This window comes from Seonamhaeicola marinus, assembly GCF_008085455.1.
In genome coordinates this window covers 1,289,288-1,305,928 of sequence record NZ_VSDQ01000679.1, presented here as the reverse complement: position 1 = coordinate 1,305,928, position 16,641 = coordinate 1,289,288, and the positions used below count along the sequence as shown (strand labels likewise).

19 protein-coding genes are annotated in these 16,641 nt (G+C 36.1%); 3 read left to right on the top strand and 16 right to left on the bottom strand.

Going from position 1 to position 16,641, the window contains the following annotated elements:
* Positions 1-27 precede the first annotated feature (27 nt).
* The 9 genes from FUA24_RS16610 to FUA24_RS16570 all read right to left on the bottom strand — a co-directional run bounded on the left by FUA24_RS16610 (position 28) and on the right by FUA24_RS16570 (position 6,920).
* On the bottom strand, positions 28-819 hold the full coding sequence (locus FUA24_RS16610) for an RMD1 family protein (protein ID WP_148544166.1): 792 nt from the start codon (positions 817-819) through the stop codon (positions 28-30).
* A gap of 2 nt (positions 820-821) precedes the next feature.
* Positions 822-1,235, bottom strand: a complete 414-nt coding sequence (locus tag FUA24_RS16605) for a VOC family protein (RefSeq protein ID WP_148544165.1) — start codon at positions 1,233-1,235, stop codon at positions 822-824.
* An 11-nt stretch (positions 1,236-1,246) separates the two neighbouring features.
* Complete coding sequence (locus FUA24_RS16600; protein WP_148544164.1) at positions 1,247-1,666, bottom strand: NUDIX domain-containing protein; 420 nt, start codon at positions 1,664-1,666, stop codon at positions 1,247-1,249.
* A gap of 80 nt (positions 1,667-1,746) precedes the next feature.
* Positions 1,747-2,028, bottom strand: a complete 282-nt coding sequence (locus FUA24_RS16595) for an EF-hand domain-containing protein (RefSeq protein ID WP_148544163.1) — start codon at positions 2,026-2,028, stop codon at positions 1,747-1,749.
* Positions 2,029-2,184: 156 nt separating this feature from the next.
* Positions 2,185-2,460 carry a hypothetical protein gene (locus FUA24_RS16590; RefSeq protein WP_148544162.1) on the bottom strand — a complete coding sequence of 92 codons (276 nt, stop codon included), beginning with the start codon at positions 2,458-2,460 and terminating at the stop codon, positions 2,185-2,187.
* 11 nt (positions 2,461-2,471) lie between these two features.
* Positions 2,472-3,446 (bottom strand): deoxyhypusine synthase family protein, encoded by a 975-nt coding sequence (locus FUA24_RS16585; RefSeq protein WP_148544309.1) that lies wholly within the window; start codon positions 3,444-3,446, stop codon positions 2,472-2,474.
* Positions 3,436-4,377 (bottom strand): agmatinase, encoded by a 942-nt coding sequence (speB, locus tag FUA24_RS16580; protein WP_148544161.1) that lies wholly within the window; start codon positions 4,375-4,377, stop codon positions 3,436-3,438. Before speB ends, FUA24_RS16585 begins: the two co-directional genes overlap by 11 nt.
* A 1-nt stretch (position 4,378) precedes the next feature.
* Positions 4,379-5,842: an arginine decarboxylase gene (locus FUA24_RS16575; protein WP_148544160.1), complete on the bottom strand. Its 1,464-nt coding sequence runs from the start codon at positions 5,840-5,842 to the stop codon at positions 4,379-4,381.
* A gap of 391 nt (positions 5,843-6,233) precedes the next feature.
* Positions 6,234-6,920, bottom strand: a complete 687-nt coding sequence (locus tag FUA24_RS16570; RefSeq protein WP_148544159.1) for a hypothetical protein — start codon at positions 6,918-6,920, stop codon at positions 6,234-6,236.
* A 605-nt stretch (positions 6,921-7,525) separates the two neighbouring features.
* On the opposite strand from FUA24_RS16570, the gene mobF reads away from it, so the two are divergent.
* On the top strand, positions 7,526-10,252 hold the full coding sequence (gene mobF / locus FUA24_RS16565) for a MobF family relaxase (protein ID WP_148544158.1): 2,727 nt from the start codon (positions 7,526-7,528) through the stop codon (positions 10,250-10,252).
* A 42-nt stretch (positions 10,253-10,294) separates the two neighbouring features.
* Positions 10,295-10,738: a hypothetical protein gene (locus FUA24_RS16560; RefSeq protein ID WP_222861366.1), complete on the top strand. Its 444-nt coding sequence runs from the start codon at positions 10,295-10,297 to the stop codon at positions 10,736-10,738.
* A gap of 93 nt (positions 10,739-10,831) precedes the next feature.
* Here the strand turns inward: FUA24_RS16560 and FUA24_RS16555 are convergent, their stop codons facing one another.
* The 5 genes from FUA24_RS16555 to FUA24_RS16535 form a co-directional block, all read right to left on the bottom strand.
* Entirely contained in the window at positions 10,832-11,242 is a 411-nt protein-coding gene (locus FUA24_RS16555) for an antirestriction protein (RefSeq protein WP_148544156.1), read from the bottom strand.
* 68 nt (positions 11,243-11,310) lie between these two features.
* Positions 11,311-11,541, bottom strand: a complete 231-nt coding sequence (locus tag FUA24_RS16550) for a hypothetical protein (RefSeq protein ID WP_222861365.1) — start codon at positions 11,539-11,541, stop codon at positions 11,311-11,313.
* 244 nt (positions 11,542-11,785) lie between these two features.
* Positions 11,786-14,347: a DEAD/DEAH box helicase family protein gene (locus FUA24_RS16545; protein WP_187388306.1), complete on the bottom strand. Its 2,562-nt coding sequence runs from the start codon at positions 14,345-14,347 to the stop codon at positions 11,786-11,788.
* Between the two features lie 148 nt (positions 14,348-14,495).
* The gene (locus FUA24_RS16540) at positions 14,496-14,963 is read right to left on the bottom strand and encodes a hypothetical protein (protein WP_148544153.1); all 468 of its coding nucleotides are present in this window, start codon (positions 14,961-14,963) and stop codon (positions 14,496-14,498) included.
* A gap of 364 nt (positions 14,964-15,327) precedes the next feature.
* Complete coding sequence (locus FUA24_RS16535; RefSeq protein WP_148544152.1) at positions 15,328-15,552, bottom strand: hypothetical protein; 225 nt, start codon at positions 15,550-15,552, stop codon at positions 15,328-15,330.
* Positions 15,553-15,735: 183 nt separating this feature from the next.
* Here FUA24_RS16535 and FUA24_RS16530 point away from each other — a divergent pair, with 183 nt between their 5' ends.
* Positions 15,736-15,978 carry a helix-turn-helix domain-containing protein gene (locus FUA24_RS16530; protein ID WP_148544151.1) on the top strand — a complete coding sequence of 81 codons (243 nt, stop codon included), beginning with the start codon at positions 15,736-15,738 and terminating at the stop codon, positions 15,976-15,978.
* Positions 15,979-16,087: 109 nt separating this feature from the next.
* Here the strand turns inward: FUA24_RS16530 and FUA24_RS16525 are convergent, their stop codons facing one another.
* Together FUA24_RS16525 and FUA24_RS16520 are read right to left on the bottom strand one after the other, a co-directional pair.
* Entirely contained in the window at positions 16,088-16,330 is a 243-nt protein-coding gene (locus tag FUA24_RS16525; RefSeq protein ID WP_222861364.1) for a type II toxin-antitoxin system RelE family toxin, read from the bottom strand.
* A 17-nt stretch (positions 16,331-16,347) separates the two neighbouring features.
* The gene (locus tag FUA24_RS16520; protein WP_148544149.1) at positions 16,348-16,578 is read right to left on the bottom strand and encodes a ribbon-helix-helix domain-containing protein; all 231 of its coding nucleotides are present in this window, start codon (positions 16,576-16,578) and stop codon (positions 16,348-16,350) included.
* Positions 16,579-16,641 lie beyond the last annotated feature (63 nt).

Genomic DNA, 16,641 nt, shown 5'->3' with positions numbered 1-16,641 from the left:
TATTATAAATCACTGAAATTATGATGCTTATATAAATTTCAAAACAAATAAGTCTATAACCTCAATAACAATTAAAATAATTATTATCAATTCTAATCTGCTACTCTCTCTATGGAACATGATTTCTTTGAACAAATCGAGATTTTCTTTAACAATATCTATTTGATGATGAATGATATGATGTCTATCAATTAAATCGAATTTTTTCTTAAGTTCCAGATTTAACCAATCTAACGCTTTATCATCATTTGCGACTTCATGTGATTCAAAAATATAGAGGTTTTCAGAAATCTTATTTTTAATATTCAAGACTTTGCCTATGTACCGTTTTAATTTTTTACCACTTATATTTAGTTTACCTTTTTCCTCAAGAATATTGGTATGTCTTCTAGTGTCTTCCAATATCTGTTCCGCAATGTTATAGTAAAAATCTAGAGCCACAGACTGGGATAAATTGAGCATGATGAGCCTAATTTTTTCTGGATTTTTGTCTCGTAATTTAATGCTATCAAAGTCAACACTAGTTTCTTTAGAGTTACATATAACATCAATACTTTCTGAAACAGGGTTTTTTATAGTTGTGCCTTTTAGAGCAGTTGTTATCTTTCTTTTTAATGCATCAATCTCTATTGAAGAAAAATTGAAAAAACAGATAATACCATACTTAAAAACATAAAAATATTTTTCGTCCTCTAGATTATAAAACAACTCATCATTATCTGAATATATAGGAGGTTGATTAAAAATGGTTTTTAGAGAGTTTATATGTATGCTTTCGGACACCTTGAAGGCAATCGCATTTATTTTAGTTGATTTCATTGTTAGGTTTCAAAAATCTCTTTTTTGCTTTTAAAACTTTTGAATTCAATCATGTAACCATTGGGGTCAGTTATAAAAAAAGAAAGGTGTTCACCAACCTTGTTCTCCATAAAGGTTACTTCGGTTGTTACTTCCTGATTGGATTGTAAAAGCTTTTTATATAATGTTCCCCAAGCCTCTATACTTACAATAACTCCAAAGTGGAACGAGGGTAAAATATTATCCTCTAATTTGTAGTTTTTGTATTTAAAGTCAAAAGAACCTGATTCAGTAAACGTTAGTTGATTATTGTATAAATTTACATCAACCCATTTATCTGTATGCCTTCCTAGAGGCATTCCTAAAATTTCTGAGTAAAACTTCTTTGTTTCGTTGATATTTTCACAAGGAAGTGCTAAATGAAATTGTGATTTCATCGTATTAAAATTTAATTTACCTTTTTATTAAACTGCCCAAAATACAGCTCTACAACAAAGCGGTCGTCTTTGTCCAAATAGTCAAGTGCATCATACCAGTATACCCATGATGCCGATTTGAATTTGTGGTCTTCTAAAATTTTTATTTCGTCTAGCTTAAGTGAGGTAACAAAATAGTGTTTGCTTACTTCAACTTTATCCTTGTTAACCCTCTTTCTAGTAATAAAATAGGTTAAATCTTCTTTGTTTAGATGTACATTAATCTCTTCGGAAGTTTCTCTTATCAGAGAATCTAAATCGCTCTCCTTCTTTTTCTTTATACCTCCTGCAAGCGAGTATTTCTTTTTATCACCAATTTTTTCTAGAACCAAAAGTTTATCTGTTTTAAAGGCCAGAAGACGAGATTTACTAATGGTATTTTTAACCTTCATTATTTTCATGTTTAGTAGACTGCTGTTAAATCTATAAGAGCTATCCTTATTAGATAGCTCTTATATTTAAATTTTTTGAACTATTCTTTATTCTTTTTTTTCTTAGCCTTTTCGGCCTGTTTAGCTTTGAATGCTTTAAACTCATCTAAGCTAATTTGCTCATCTTCGTCTGTGTCTATTTTTTTAAATTGTTTAGAAATTCCTTTTCCCTCCAACTCTTTCATAGTAAGATATCCATCTTTATTAGTATCTAATCTTTTAAACATCTTTTCTGGTGTTGGATTTCCTTGCTGAGCAAAAGTGTTTAGTGACACGAATAATCCTAAAGTTAAAGCTACTACTAATATTTTATTGTTTTTCATTTTTAATGTATTTAAATAGTTTTCAATTAATTTTTTGCAGATTTTACTCACCACAAGTCTGTACTTTTAGTAAAACAATTCTTAATTGATTTACACGTGAAACGAAATATTTTTTTCTCTCCTAGTATTGATATTTAATTATTATTATAACCTATTCTAATCCTCTTCTATGGCACTAGTATCTAAACCATCATCTATACCATCATTGTCATCATCTGAATCAAAATTTTCCATAGCTTGAATTAAACGTTTCCCTACCTTCACCAAATAAATAGTATCTTCGGTTTTTACTTCAACAGCTTCTACAATTTCATTTTTTAAATTTTTATATACGATTATATCATCATCGTCATAACCATCTGGAAATTTATTTATTAGAAGCGTTAAAATATCTTCGTTCAATTTTTGGTAATCTACAATTTTGCGTATCATTTTTTTAGGGTTTACATGTCTAACAAGTAGGCAAAAATTAATGGAGCAACAATGGTTGCGTCACTCTCTATAATGAATTTCGGAGTATCTATATCTAGCTTTCCCCAAGTTATCTTTTCATTAGGCACAGCACCAGAATATGAACCATAACTGGTTGTAGAGTCACTTATTTGACAAAAATAACTCCAAAACGGCGTGTCTTTGCGTTCCATATCCTGATATAGCATAGGTACTACGCATATAGGGAAATCTCCCGCTATACCACCACCAATTTGAAAAAAGCCTATACCTTTTTTTGAATTTTTGGTGTACCAATCTGCTAAAAACGTCATGTATTCAATTCCAGATTTCACAGTGCTTGACTTCAGTTCTCCTTTTAAAACATAACTGGCAAATATATTGCCCATAGTACTGTCTTCCCATCCTGGACAAACAATTGGTAAGTTCTTTTCTGCTGCGGCATACATCCATGAGTCTTTTAAATCTATTTCGTAATAAGATTCTAATACACCAGATAGGAGTAACTTATACATAAATTCATGTGGTAAGTAACGTTCTCCTTTATCATTAGCTTCCTTCCATAGTGCATAAATGTGAACTTGTAATCGTCTGAAAGCTTCTTCTTCTGGAATACACGTGTCCGTAACACGGTTTAGACCTTTCTCAAGTAAATCCCATTCGTCTTCTGGTGTTAAATCACGATAGTCTGGTATTCTTTTGTAATGAGAATGTGCCACTAAATTCATGATATCCTCTTCAAGATTAGCGCCTGTGCAGGAAATAATATGTACTTTATCTTGACGTATCATTTCTGCAAAGATTTTTCCCAATTCCGCAGTACTCATTGCTCCAGCTAAAGATACCAGCATTTTAGAACCATTGTTTAACTGCTGTTCATATGCTTTGGCTGCATCCACTAACGAAGCAGCATTAAAATGCAAAAAGTACTCTTCTATAAAATTGGTAATAGCTCCTTTAGTATTCATATTCATCATCATAGTTTTTTGTAACCTTATTAGGTTGATTAAACTCTTTTTCTTTATAAGTTTCTTCATATTCATTTTCATCATTTTGAAACTTATAACTTAACATCTTGTAATACAATTTAGCCGCTAGGAAGTCTGATGACTTTTCATTTTCATTGGGACATAGTTCTACGATATCAAAACCAACAACATTTTTTTCCTCAAATACTTGCTTTAAAAAATCAAGAGTTTCATACCACAATAAGCCACCTGGTTCTGGTGTACCAGTACTAGGTAATATTGATGGGTCTAAAGCATCTAAATCAAAGGTTATAAACACGTTATCCGTCATTTGGTCTATTGCCGATTCTATCCAAGAATCATCAATAGCCATATCATGAGCGAAATAGGTTTTATCAAAATCCATTACAGATTTTTCTTTGACATCCATTGAACGAATTCCAACCTGAATTAAATTGGTTTCTTGACTTCCTTCATACACCGCACAAGCGTGATTACAGGAACTGCCTTCGTAAGATTGTCTTAAATCTGCATGTGCATCAATATGCAATACTGTTAGGTTATTAAACGCCTCATTAAAAGCCCTTATAGTACCTATGGATATAGAATGTTCCCCACCAAAAATAGTTACAAACTTGTTTTTCTTTATATAGCCTTTAACAACTTGATGAACCGCCTCAACCATCGCTTCAGGTGAAGTACTTTCAGTTACAGCATCAGCTAAATAAACCCCTTGTTTATAGACTTCAGAATTAGTTTCTATATCATAAAGCTCCATGTTCTCTGAAGCTTCTAAAAATGCTTCAGGGCCTTTATCTGCTCCTTTTTGCCAAGTGCTTGTTCCATCATAAGGAACTGGAATTAAAACAATCTTAGCTTGTTCTAATTTTGCATACTTCTCTGGTATGCCAGCATATGTTTTTGTATTCATTTTATTTATCTGCTAATTGCAAATTGTTTTCTGTTTCTAAAATTTCAATATTTTCTTCTACCAATGGTTCTTTCTTGTAACCCAAGATTTCTAGTAAATCTTCACTTTTTTGTTGTTCTTTAAAAAGTGTGGTAATGATATTTCCTTGCTCATCTTTATCTATTAAAATATGTTTTGGGTTAGGTATTAAGCAATGTTGTAAACCTCCAAAACCTCCGATAGTTTCCTGATAAGCCCCTGTATTAAAAAAGCCAACATATAGCGGTTTGTCTTTATCATACTTTGGTAAGTAAATGGCATTGATATGTTGTTCACTATTATAGTAGTCGTCGCTATCACAGGTTAAACCACCTAATAACACACGCTCATAAGAACTATTCCATCTGTTTATGGGCAGCATTACAAAGCGTTTATTTATAGCCCATGTATCAGGAAGTGTGGTAATGAACGAAGAATTTATCATGTTCCACTTTTCTCTGTCGTTTTGTTGTTTTTGATACAATACTTCGTAAATAGCTCCGCCACTTTCACCTACAGTAAAGCTTCCAAATTCAGTGAATATATTTGGAACATCCACGCCTTCTTCTTCACAAGCTTGCTTGATTTGATTTACGATTTCATCGACCATATATTCATAATCAAAATCAAAAGCCAATGAGCTTTTTATTGGGAATCCGCCGCCAATGTTTAAACTATCCAGTGAAGGGCAAACCTTTTTTAAACTTGTATATACTTTTAAACATTTTAAAAGCTCATTCCAATAATAGGCATTGTCTCTAATCCCTGTATTGATAAAGAAATGAAGCATTTTAAGCTTAACTTGGGGATTGTCTTTTATCTGTCTGTTATAAAACGGTACAATGTTCTTGTAGCCAATGCCTAAACGAGAAGTGTAAAACTCGAATTTTGGTTCTTCTTCTGAAGCTATCCTAATACCAATATCAAAATTGCCATTTATCTCATTTGATAGGAGATTTATCTCTTCATAATTATCTATTACGGGAATGCAGTTTTGGTGACCGTTATTAATTAATCTGGCAATATTGGTTATATATTGCTCTCTTTTAAAGCCATTACAAATGATATAGGTTTCATTGTTTATTTTACCTGTCTTCTTAAGGTTTTCAACAATATCTATGTCAAAAGTTGATGATGTTTCTATATGAATATCATTTTTAAGAGCTTCATCCAAAATATGTTTGAAATGGGAACTTTTGGTACAATAACAATAATTGTAGTATCCTTTATAATTATGTTTTAAAAATGCCTTTTCAAACCACTTTTTCGCTCTATTTATGTTATTAGATATTTGTGGTAAATAGGTGAATTTTAATGGTGCTCCATAAACTTCAACTAATTTATTTAAGTCGATATCGTGGAAAAACAGTTTGTTGTTTTCCAAAGCAAACTCTGACTGTGGAAAATCAAAAGTTTGATTGATTAAATCAATGTATTTTGTATTCATTATAATAAAATTCTATTTTTAAAAAATAAGGTGTAAGAAGCCTGTTGAATCGACAAGCTCATCAAATAAAAAATTTCAAAAAAGAATTTCTATCAAATACGGATTTGATTTATAGTTGTAGGAACAAAACCAAATAAGAATTGGTTTATGTAAAGTAGTGCAACGGAAGTTAGCTTTAAATTTCGGATGCTTACACCATAAGCTGCTTTTGAATTTGACTTCCTAATTTTCAAAAGCCCGAACGTAAAAACAGTTTTCACTTTGTTCAGCTAAAAAGTTCCTATGATAAAAACTTTCTAATACAAATGAAGTAAAAAAATTTGAATAAAAAAATAAAATTTTAAAACAATCCTTAAACTGTATTGTTCTAACAATTAATCCATAAAATCAGCTAGTTATTGTTAAGTACAAACCTCTTAATGATTCCTTTGAACTCTCCTCCTCTGTTCTTTAAAGAATCATTCTGATTAGTGCGCAGCATAATATAACCACTTTGTTCCACAGTTATCTTAATTCCCTTATCTATACAAGCCATTGCTTGCACAGGCTTTCTTGTAAAGGAATCTAATATGAGAACTAACAAAGTTCCATAATTGTGATCCTTGACAGGTTTGAACTCAGCATAAGCCTCATCTGAAAGTCCTTGAGGATCAGAAAAGGCATAGCCAACACCTACATCTAAATATATTCCTCCCTCAGATTCAACCCAAAGAACATCGCCTTTGTTAACATTCATACCTATGCTGTTGGTTCTCTCTCTAGCTCCCATGCTCCATTTTTTTTCATGGACTAAATAATAGGTTTTATCACCATCAACTCCTTTCGGCTTAATAGTCCGCCATTCTGTGGTATAAAACTTATCCACTTCGGCAATAGACTTTTTTGCTTCCTCTGTCACCAAATCCAGAATGGCTGTCTTATTTTCGTCTGAGATTTTATAATACGCATCCGAAGCAACCTTCTTATGATTAACGATATAGGTACGAGGGTTTGCATTAAACTCTTCTCGTTCATAATCTCCATCATCTATAAAATAATAAGGGAAAGCATATCCGTAGGTATTAAACTCGGACTTCATGGTTTCAACAATAGCTGTGCTGGATTTAGGCTTGCTAATAAGGACAAAAATATCGACATCATCCCTTTTATGGAGATTGAGGTAGTCCAGATAGGTGAACATTTCAAAACAGGAAGTACAGTCTTCATTCATGGAAAATATGAGCTTTGTCCGTTCCTCATCCAATGCCAATAACTCATCCCAAATCGATGCTTCTACATCTCCTTGTGCGGAGAAACGAGAATGAAAACTGCTGCATAGAAATAAGATGAAAATGAATAACGAAATACGTCGTGTAGGTTGAGAGGTAAAATACATACTGTATGTTTTTTTAGATTAACAATTCACATACAAATATACACATTTTTAACTGCCCTCTATTTAGATGCCTTCTAAAAATTTCACATAATTTTCAAGTGGAAAGCCTGAGTTATTTCAATCCCTTGCGCCCCTTTTATTACCCTCAATAAGAGCCTGTTGCTTATTTACATAATATACAACTGGCACGCGATTTGTATAACACTTCTACATCCCTAAGCCACGCTTAGGGGAGATGTCTGTCCGTCGGAGACACCTTCTAAAGCGAAGCGTTCTTTATCGGGCAACAGGGGTAAAAAAAGAGGGTTATGCTCACAACAGGCAAAAAAGGAATGACCGCGCAAGCGACCATTGATTACTACACCAAGGACTTGGCAAATGCAGATTATTATCTGGATGATACCGTATTGAGTTATTGGAGTGGTAAGCTGGCTGACAAGCTTGGGCTTTCTGGTGAAGTAGAGAGAGATGATTTATTTGCTGTCGTAAAAAATCGTCATCCACAAACAGGTGAAAAGCTAAAACCCCGTGAACATAAAAACATGCGATCCTCACAAGATTTAACGGTGAGTCTAGGTAAAGATCTTTCCATATTGAGGGCTTTAACCAAAGACCCTGAAGTAAAGAAAGATATTACCGATTCTGTTATTGCAGCCAATGATGTAATGCTTAAAGAAATGGAGAAACTGGTACAGGTAAGAACACATAAAGGTTTAGCCACTAAAAACATCTATACAGGCAATATGCTAATCTCTAGCTATCTGCAATCAACTACTCGCCCTGTTAATGGCTTTGTGACACCACAAGATCATGTACATAATCTGATTAAGAATATTACAGAGATACCGAAAGGTGCACATTGGAATGGCAAAGGAACCCCTTACCGTTCTGCCGACCTTAGAAAAATCATGGATAACAGACCTTATTTACAGCAGGTTTTCCATAATGAACTTGCAAAACAGTTGATAGACAAAGGTTTTCCCATAACTCGAACCGAAAAAGGCTATCACATAACAGGCATTTCAAGGGAAGCCATCGAACGATTTTCTTTGCGCACCAAACAGATTGAAGATTTCGCTAAAGCGAATAATATCACCGACCCAAAGATAAAAGGTGGATTAGGTGCAAAGATTCGGGATGGAAAAAAGACTGCCTTACCTAAAGAACAACAAATCGCCTATTGGAATCATATTCTGCCAGACGATACACGCAAGGTCATTGATAATATCCGCAATGATGATAGCGGTACACCGCATATACCATCAGGCAAAGCACTAGCTCATGCACTGGAACATCATTTGCAAAATGATTCCAAAGTCGATGAAAAACGATTGCTAGCTACTGCAATGCGGTACGGTGTTGGTTCAGTAAGCGTAGACTCATTACGTGCTGAATATAACAATCATGATGTGCTGATTGATGTGCATAAGGGGCGCAGAATTGTTACCGTTAAATCTATTTGGGAAGAGGAAGAAACTAGCAAGCAAATAGTCCGTGATGGTCGCTGGAAATTTGCAGCATTTGCCAAACAGGATTTTAATATCCCTGATTTCTTCAATAAGAAGCAACGCAGTGCCGTAAAGCGGATATTAAAATCTACCGATTTATATACGCCCTTACGTGGAAAAGCTGGCACAGGAAAAACCACTGTCTTAAAAGCGGTTGCCGATGTGATAGAGCGCAAGCAAGAAGTGGTTGCTTTAGCACCTACCAATTCCGCTAAGGATAATCTCAAAGAAGACGGTTTAACCCATGCGCATACAGTTGATATGTTTCTGCATAGTCCAAAGCTTCAGGAGCAATTCAAAGGGCAAGTAATGATGCTCGATGAAGCAGGTATGGTCGGTTTTGAGAATTTTAATAAACTCATGAAAATCGTAGATGAAAATAACATGCGTATCATTGCGGTGGGTGATGAAAAACAACATAATTCTGTACCCCGTGGCGATGCGTTCAGGGTACTCAATAAATATGCAGGTGTTCGCCCTATTCTTCTCGATGAAAATATCCGTCAACAAACTGAAGATCATAAAAAAGCGGTAGATGCTTTAAGTCGCGGTAATGCCGAACAAGGCATGAAGTATTTAGAGAAAGGTAATTCCATAAAAAAAGTTCCTGCTGACAACTTACATAAGTCTTTAGCGAAGGAGTATATCGATTCAATCAATACAAGTCAGTCCACCATAGTTGTTTCACCTACTCATAAAGCAAAAGACAAGGTGACGGCTGAGGTTAGAAAATTACTCAAAGAGTCAGGTCAGATCAGTGAAGAGGAACGCATATACCAGATTCATAAAGTGATGCACCTGTCCGATGCAGAAAAGAAAGATGTACGCAATTATGAAGCAGGTCAAAATATCGAGGTAAACCAGAATATGCACGGCTTTACCAAAGGCGAGCGTTTGACCGTTTCACATGTGATCGATGATGAGGTACTTGTTACCAATAAAGACGGGACAGTCAAAAAGCTCGACATACAACATGCAAAACGCTTCAACCTTTATGAACATAAAGAAGAAGGTTTTGCCAAAAATGATATTATCCGTATCACCAAAGGAGGCACAAGCATTGTAGATGGCAAGAAAACCCGATTTAACAACAATAGCCGTTATACCATTACAGGCTATACTCCTGACGGAGATTTTAAATTAGAAGGTGGTCGCATACTCAGCAAAGAATTTGGCAATATTGACCACGGAATTGCTATCACCTCACATAGTTCCCAAGGATTAACTTATGACCAGGGGATTATTGATATGTCTGATGATACAAAAGGTAAAGCATCCAATATGGAACAATTTTATGTGTCGGTCAGTCGAAGCAGATATGGCGTATCGGTTTATACCAGTGATAAAAAAGAGCTATTGGAACAGGTCAAAAAATCCAATGAACGGAAATCTGCCACCGAAATTTTTAAAGAACGGCATAAATTTTGGTCAGATAAGCTACAGGAGGTCATTGACCAATATCGTAGAACACAAGCGTATTTGCAGCACATGAGTAGAAACGATAGAGGTATAGAGCCGTCAAGGTAGTGGATATTAAATATGAATGCAGTGATAGATAAAGTAACATTTTTGAGTGATAAAGTAGGTGCGAAGGAACGTAATTTTACTTCGCAGCCTACCTCTCAATGCTGTTACAAAACCACAAGAACAAATGATAAAGCAACATCTATACTGCTAGAATATCAAGATACCACCATTATAAAAAGTTTTGATTACCTCAATCTCTACAGCAAACATTATGACCGTAATATTGGCATCCTATTATTTTTCACCAATGCTACCGTCTCTATTTATGGTGAGCATCTGGACAAATTATTCTTAGAACTTAATGATTCAATGGTAACATCCATTCAAGAATATATCGGAAAGCCAGTTGCCAATGATGAAGTAATCAATGCGGACGTTGCTATCGTTAATAGTATCGAAGTGAAATACAAAGATACTGAACTACTCAACGATATTTCTGAGTTTGAAAGCAAAGGCTTTCAACAAGGCTATGACGAAACGGGCTAGTGCCAAAAAGGTGAAAGCTAATCAGCTTTCACCGAAATTTTTATCAGCTCACCATGAAGCAAAGGAGCAACGCCCCCTCACCTCATTAGTTTGTTAATCTAAAAAGCGTCGCATTTGTTGGACTTCCTCATGTTCATCTACATAATTCCAAAGCCCTGTATATTTACGTCTGAGAGTTAGCTTTTGTTCACTATCTGGCATGAGGTCTATCATTTGATACAGCACTAAAATGCAAATACAGATACTTGCAGCATCGGCACTCATTTCTCCATCAAAATAATTCATTTTATTTACCAATTTGATAGGCTCAACTTGTTTCAATGATAGGTAAAATGAGCCATTGGAAAGCACAAATAACTCTAGAAAATTATCTTTCATATTGGTTGCATAAGCATCAAATCCATTACGTACTGAGTCTTCAAATAACAAATAATCAATTTCAGCAAGTGCAGGGTTTTCTTGTCTAAATGCCACGTCATCATGTTTTGTTTTAGTAATAGTCATATTATGTTTTCCTTATATTTCAGTTGTTAAGAAGAGAGGCTGTCCCCTCTCCTCGATAAATAATGCAATTAGTCTTTCGGTTCACGTAACACGATCTCACCGTCAAAATTGATTGGCAATACATCTAACACAAGATTAAACCCTTTTTCGTCTTTATGATTCCATGCTACACCTACCTTTGTCCAAGTGGTTTCCTCTTTTTCTCCTTGTACATAAAATGCATGAAAGCTTGGTTTCTTATTAATGTTATTCGTAGTCATTATAGTTTCTCCGTTTGTTAAGTTAAAGTACGATTGCACGTGCGTGCAATCTTGCCCTTTGGCTGAAAACGGGGGAGGCAAACGGAAAGAAAAATTGATAAGATGGTGCGGCTCGCAGGGCTTTAGACCGAGAACACGGTCTTGTCTATTTTTCTTGAAGTGCGCTAGGGGAAGTCACCCCTTAGCATCAAATAAATAACTCTTTCTATATCTAGAAAACGTTCCTGAAGGCAATGAAATGAAGGAGCAAAGCCCCCTCACTTCATTACTTGTTATGATAGTATTAGCTAATTGATAAATGCTCTATCTCATCGAAAAACTCATTGATGTCATTAATGCCTGTAAGGTCAATCACATTGCTTGCATTCATGGAGTGGTTATTTTCCAGCACAATGATTTTTGTAAAGACTTGAGTCCCTGCTCTCTCAAATACGACAGACGGTAAAAGTATTTCATGTGCGATATGCACTCTGGTTTCTGAATCGCTTAGGTATTTATCAAGTCGTTTTTGCATGGCTGCACCATTTGGCAAAATCGCAATCACTTTTGATTCGGGGCTATAGGACAAATGCGAAACCGCTTTTTCGATATGTTCCATTGCTAGTTTGCCACTTGCTCCAAAAGGTGGATTCATGGCGATGCCGTCATACTTATTCCAAATGCTTAACTCTTCAAAATTCTGTACTTTCACATCACCTTTGACATTGATAGCAAGCTTGGATGAAAGGGTGTAACTCGGTTCAATGAAATGGTTGTCGGTATTTTCTGGAAAGAATCGTGCAATTGCTCCATGTCCGGCACTCGGTTCTAAGGCTTTTTGACCCGCTTCCAGATTGAGCCATTCAACCATTTTTAGCCCTAGTGGTTCTGGTGTTGCAAAGTAGTCGTTGCCTTCCCGTGATTTGTTCCTTGAGGTCTTTTTGCCTGTACCGAAATAATAGGTTTTCGCTTTCTCAAACTCCGAAATGGTCTCATAGGCATAATCGGCTTCTTTTCCACCTGTACCTTGCGTTAAATGGGGTCTACTATCATCTGCATTCTGATAACCTTCCTTAAACACAATTTCGAGATTACGGGCTTTTTCACCCATTGCGAGATTTTCCGCAGTTCGTGAACGGGTAGCGATTTTCTCAGCAAAGGCGTGTCGTTCAAAGTGGGTTTGTAGCGTGATATATTCATAGATAGCGTTGCTTTCTAAACCTATACGATAAATACGCCCTTCAATTTGTATTGCATCGGTGGGAGCTGTCGGCAGACCTAATGTGATTAACACACGCTGTTTATTGCCGATTTTATCATGTAGTGAAATGCCCTCTTTCCCTGCTTTGGTTTGCACCATCAATATATCCATATTGGAATGAGGATTATTGAAGGCTTCCACATAGTCGCTGCGCTTCTTCTTCGAAACTGTACCGTTAAACTCCTGCATATTCGGAAATGCTTTGCGGATGGTGTCTCTCGGATTTACCAAGTCGGATAAATCGAGATTCACCAGCTCACTATATTCATGCTCGAAACGCTGTATTTCTTCTTCTAGGCTATAAGTGTAACGGTCTTTTTCATCCTGCTTGGTGAGCAATTCCTTTACTTCAAATGCAAATGGGTGACTAGGTAGAGAGTGGTTATAATTGTGAAATATCACCACTTTACGATTCAACTCAAGATGCTGTTTAATACGGTTAATCACCGCTTTTGCTTTGATGCATTCAAGCAACTGGCTTGTATAATTATAGTTGAATTTGCGATGAACGAACTGGCTTAACGTCGGGTAGTTCTCTCTAAATTCTTCCGAGCTAAATAGTTCCTTGCCTTCATCGATGCGTTGACCAATTTCACTATCGACAATAACAAACTCTCTAGAGTAATCTTTCTCTACTTCAATTTGTCGCCCTGAAATAATCCCTTTTTCGCTATATCGCTCAAAGAAATTGCGCTCCATCAATCCAATATTTACGGCTGAATCTGGAACAGTCAGTTTATTGTAGCGCATTCTGTAGCCAAAATGCTCCATGAAAAATTGTTCATACGCATCAGGATCATTGTAACCATAGAACTTATCATTCGCATGTGCGTCTGACTTCTCGTAAATCTCCCATAAACAGCCATCACCTAGTAATATTGATTTGTGATACGCAAAGGGTGAAGCCGATAGAAACACGACCTTCGTTTGCTCGATATAGGCTTTTAATTGCTGCTCGTATTGCTTTTTATATTGCTCTTTGTTCAGTATATAGCAATCATCTTCCACATCATAATCACTACATGCTTTGCGTATCTGGCTGTCATATAGCTTGTGAAATGATGACGGTAACTTGGCAACCCGCTTGTGCTTTTCTAATGCTTTGGTTTCATTGCCATTCGCATTTTGTAGTAAGTAATGGCATTCGTCATATAGCACTAAATCAAAATGATGACGTTCTAAGCGTTCATTCTGATAGTAATTTGCATAGGTCGTTACCACGATCCCTGATTGTATATCGTTGATACCTTCTAACTGTCGTATGGATAGATTTAAATGTGTACCTTCTGCTATCCAGTCTTTAGCTTTCTTGTCGGTAGGTACTACAATGAGTATTTGCTTTTTGTTCTGGTTTACAAATCGTTTTGCAATACCTAATCCAACAAAGGTTTTGCCTGTACCTGTTCCATTGGTGAATAATATGCCTTTGCCCGTTTCAAAGCGTTTTTCTGCCTTTTCAACATCGCTTTGTTGAGCTGGATAAAGTTCTGGTAAAGCGCTTTCAATTGAATGGACATTGTTTGCAAACTCTGGAAAACATAGATTATAAAAATCAAATGCAAATTGTTCTTGTTGCATGGTTAAATCCTTTTTTAAAGTGTTCATGTGAATGTGTTTTTTCTTTGCATTCATGCATGTGGAAGGCTTCCAAAAAGCCATGACGGAGGAAATGGTGTTTGGAAGGTTTGCACTATTTTTGCTTCGGAAAAAACGCCTTTACGTGAAGGCTGTTAACGTGGGAGGGTATGCAGAATTAAGGTGTGATTTCTGCTTGTTTCATCTCTTTTAGGTGATAGAGAATAGTTTCTTCTACATTGGAAAAGACTTCATCATATATTGTATTTAAAAATTCCTGTGCTTCTCCATCATCCATATCTGGCATAATATCGACGGCAGCACTAAGAACATGTTGTTTAGTAATAATTATGTTGTCAGGCTCATAATGTACTTCAATGTCTAAATCATCAGGAGCGGGTATTTCGCTAATGAGATAGCCGATAAGGTCTGCATGATGATAACCACTGGAAATAATGGGTGTTGTATCACCATCTAATATTGTCCAGATATACTCCTGTGCATGATCTTTGACATAGGTTAATTCTTCTCCATACGTTTCAAACATGCAGCCGTCATAACTGGCGTTATCATCTATATGGTTCTTTTTGAGATTAAACACTTCAAAAAAGTTCTCAGAGGTGATTTTTAATGGTGTCTTAGTCATATCGCTAACTCCTTAATTGATTGATGTTTTATGAACTCACCCGCTAGGGTGGTTGCTCATGAAACTTCGAGTCAGCGCGGAGCGGAAAGCGTCGGAATGATTCAAAGAAAAATCGACACTTATTTTCCCGATAGGGAAACTCATTGTTCTATTTTTATTGAATCAGGGGATGCTAATCCCCCTATCCTCGGATGTTACCCGAATGGGACAAAACCATGGGTTCGGTGTACTGGGCCAATCCGATAAACGGATCCGCCCAGTACATACAGTGCGATAAGATTCGTGAAAGAAATGCAAGTAAGGTCTATGGATAATTATTCACTACGACTTATGTGAGGTCTCCGTTCATAAGTTACCCACAGCCCTAAAGCTCCCCTTTCTCATAGAGTTCCAAAATATGAAGACGTAAGCTGTTACGGTAGATTTGGCGGTTTAGTGGAGTATCTTTCACCGTTTCATGGTTTAGCACAAAATAGCCAAACATTTCATCAACACAGAAATGGTCTAAATCCCAATCCTGCATTTTGAAACGTTCAACTGCATCGGTAAAATCAAACGAATGAGGTGAGTCTTCTTCGTTATCTCCCATGATTTTCATTTAAAAAAAGCAGCCATATTATGTGAGAGAAACCACAATAATGGCTGCCTGTAACACGCTATAATTAATCCTCGTTGATATCTATTTTATGCCTGCAATGTAAGAAAATAAAGTCTACTAACACGGCATATATTCCGTAATTTTTGAAATAACGATTGAGGATTTTTGTATGTAATGAATAAGAAAAATCAGGAACATATTAAAATCATAGCTGAACGCATCAAGGAGCTTCGCTTTAAGGCTGGATATACTAGCCATGAAACCTTTGCACAAGACTTCAATTTTGACCGTAAGGGCTATTGGAGGCTAGAGAATGGACACAACTTCACTATGAAAACCCTGTTTCGTATTCTAGATGCTCATCAGCTCACCTTGAGTGAATTTTTCAAAGACATCGATAAAAAAGAATCTAAATAATCCATCACAGATTATCCAATTGCACCGCGCACCTATGGATAATTATTTCGCTCCGACTTATGTAAGGTCTCCGCTCATAACTTACCCACAGGATGCTAGATGTAGGTAACTAGCCATACACTTCTTTACGGTGTTTAATGGTATTGATTGTGACCAAATGTTGTTCATGGTCAATGGTGTAAATAATGCGATAATCACCTACCCGTAATCGGCGTTGCCCCGCCAATCCAAAACGTAAAGGTTTGCCATAAGCAACAGGGTCTCGCACTAGTCGTGTATCTATAGCTTTCTTAATCTGTTTTCTGACAGGGGGAGAAAGTTTAGGAATATCTTTTTTGACCACTTCTTCCATATACTCGATATGGAATGTCATTTATCACCCCAAGCATCGTCATGACTATATCGTTTACCATTATCGGATGCAATACGTTCATTGCTTATCTCTGAAAGTGCTCTATCTTCATACAGTTCCAGTGCTTCCCGTATCAAATCAGCAGCAGTCACCGATATAGAACGATTTTTTTCATCCGCCAATGTAGCTAGTAATCCATTGGTTTCTTTATCAAGTAACACCTCAATACTTGGTTTATCTGTAGGCATGAACTATATCTCCTTAAAACACCTATAGTTTATCATTTGCTACTCACTACCGCAACCCTATGG

Coding starts and splice junctions, on each gene's coding strand:
- FUA24_RS16610 (WP_148544166.1), bottom strand. CDS start 819: ATGAAATCAACTAAAATAAATGCGATTGCCTTCAAGGTGTCCGAAAGC.
- FUA24_RS16605 (WP_148544165.1), bottom strand. CDS start 1,235: ATGAAATCACAATTTCATTTAGCACTTCCTTGTGAAAATATCAACGAA.
- FUA24_RS16600 (WP_148544164.1), bottom strand. CDS start 1,666: ATGAAGGTTAAAAATACCATTAGTAAATCTCGTCTTCTGGCCTTTAAA.
- FUA24_RS16595 (WP_148544163.1), bottom strand. CDS start 2,028: ATGAAAAACAATAAAATATTAGTAGTAGCTTTAACTTTAGGATTATTC.
- FUA24_RS16590 (WP_148544162.1), bottom strand. CDS start 2,460: ATGATACGCAAAATTGTAGATTACCAAAAATTGAACGAAGATATTTTA.
- FUA24_RS16585 (WP_148544309.1), bottom strand. CDS start 3,446: ATGAATACTAAAGGAGCTATTACCAATTTTATAGAAGAGTACTTTTTG.
- speB (WP_148544161.1), bottom strand. CDS start 4,377: ATGAATACAAAAACATATGCTGGCATACCAGAGAAGTATGCAAAATTA.
- FUA24_RS16575 (WP_148544160.1), bottom strand. CDS start 5,842: ATGAATACAAAATACATTGATTTAATCAATCAAACTTTTGATTTTCCA.
- FUA24_RS16570 (WP_148544159.1), bottom strand. CDS start 6,920: ATGAAGTCCGAGTTTAATACCTACGGATATGCTTTCCCTTATTATTTT.
- mobF (WP_148544158.1), top strand. CDS start 7,526: ATGCTCACAACAGGCAAAAAAGGAATGACCGCGCAAGCGACCATTGAT.
- FUA24_RS16555 (WP_148544156.1), bottom strand. CDS start 11,242: ATGACTATTACTAAAACAAAACATGATGACGTGGCATTTAGACAAGAA.
- FUA24_RS16545 (WP_187388306.1), bottom strand. CDS start 14,347: ATGAACACTTTAAAAAAGGATTTAACCATGCAACAAGAACAATTTGCA.
- FUA24_RS16540 (WP_148544153.1), bottom strand. CDS start 14,963: ATGACTAAGACACCATTAAAAATCACCTCTGAGAACTTTTTTGAAGTG.
- FUA24_RS16535 (WP_148544152.1), bottom strand. CDS start 15,552: ATGGGAGATAACGAAGAAGACTCACCTCATTCGTTTGATTTTACCGAT.
- FUA24_RS16530 (WP_148544151.1), top strand. CDS start 15,736: ATGAATAAGAAAAATCAGGAACATATTAAAATCATAGCTGAACGCATC.
- FUA24_RS16525 (WP_222861364.1), bottom strand. CDS start 16,330: ATGGAAGAAGTGGTCAAAAAAGATATTCCTAAACTTTCTCCCCCTGTC.
- FUA24_RS16520 (WP_148544149.1), bottom strand. CDS start 16,578: ATGCCTACAGATAAACCAAGTATTGAGGTGTTACTTGATAAAGAAACC.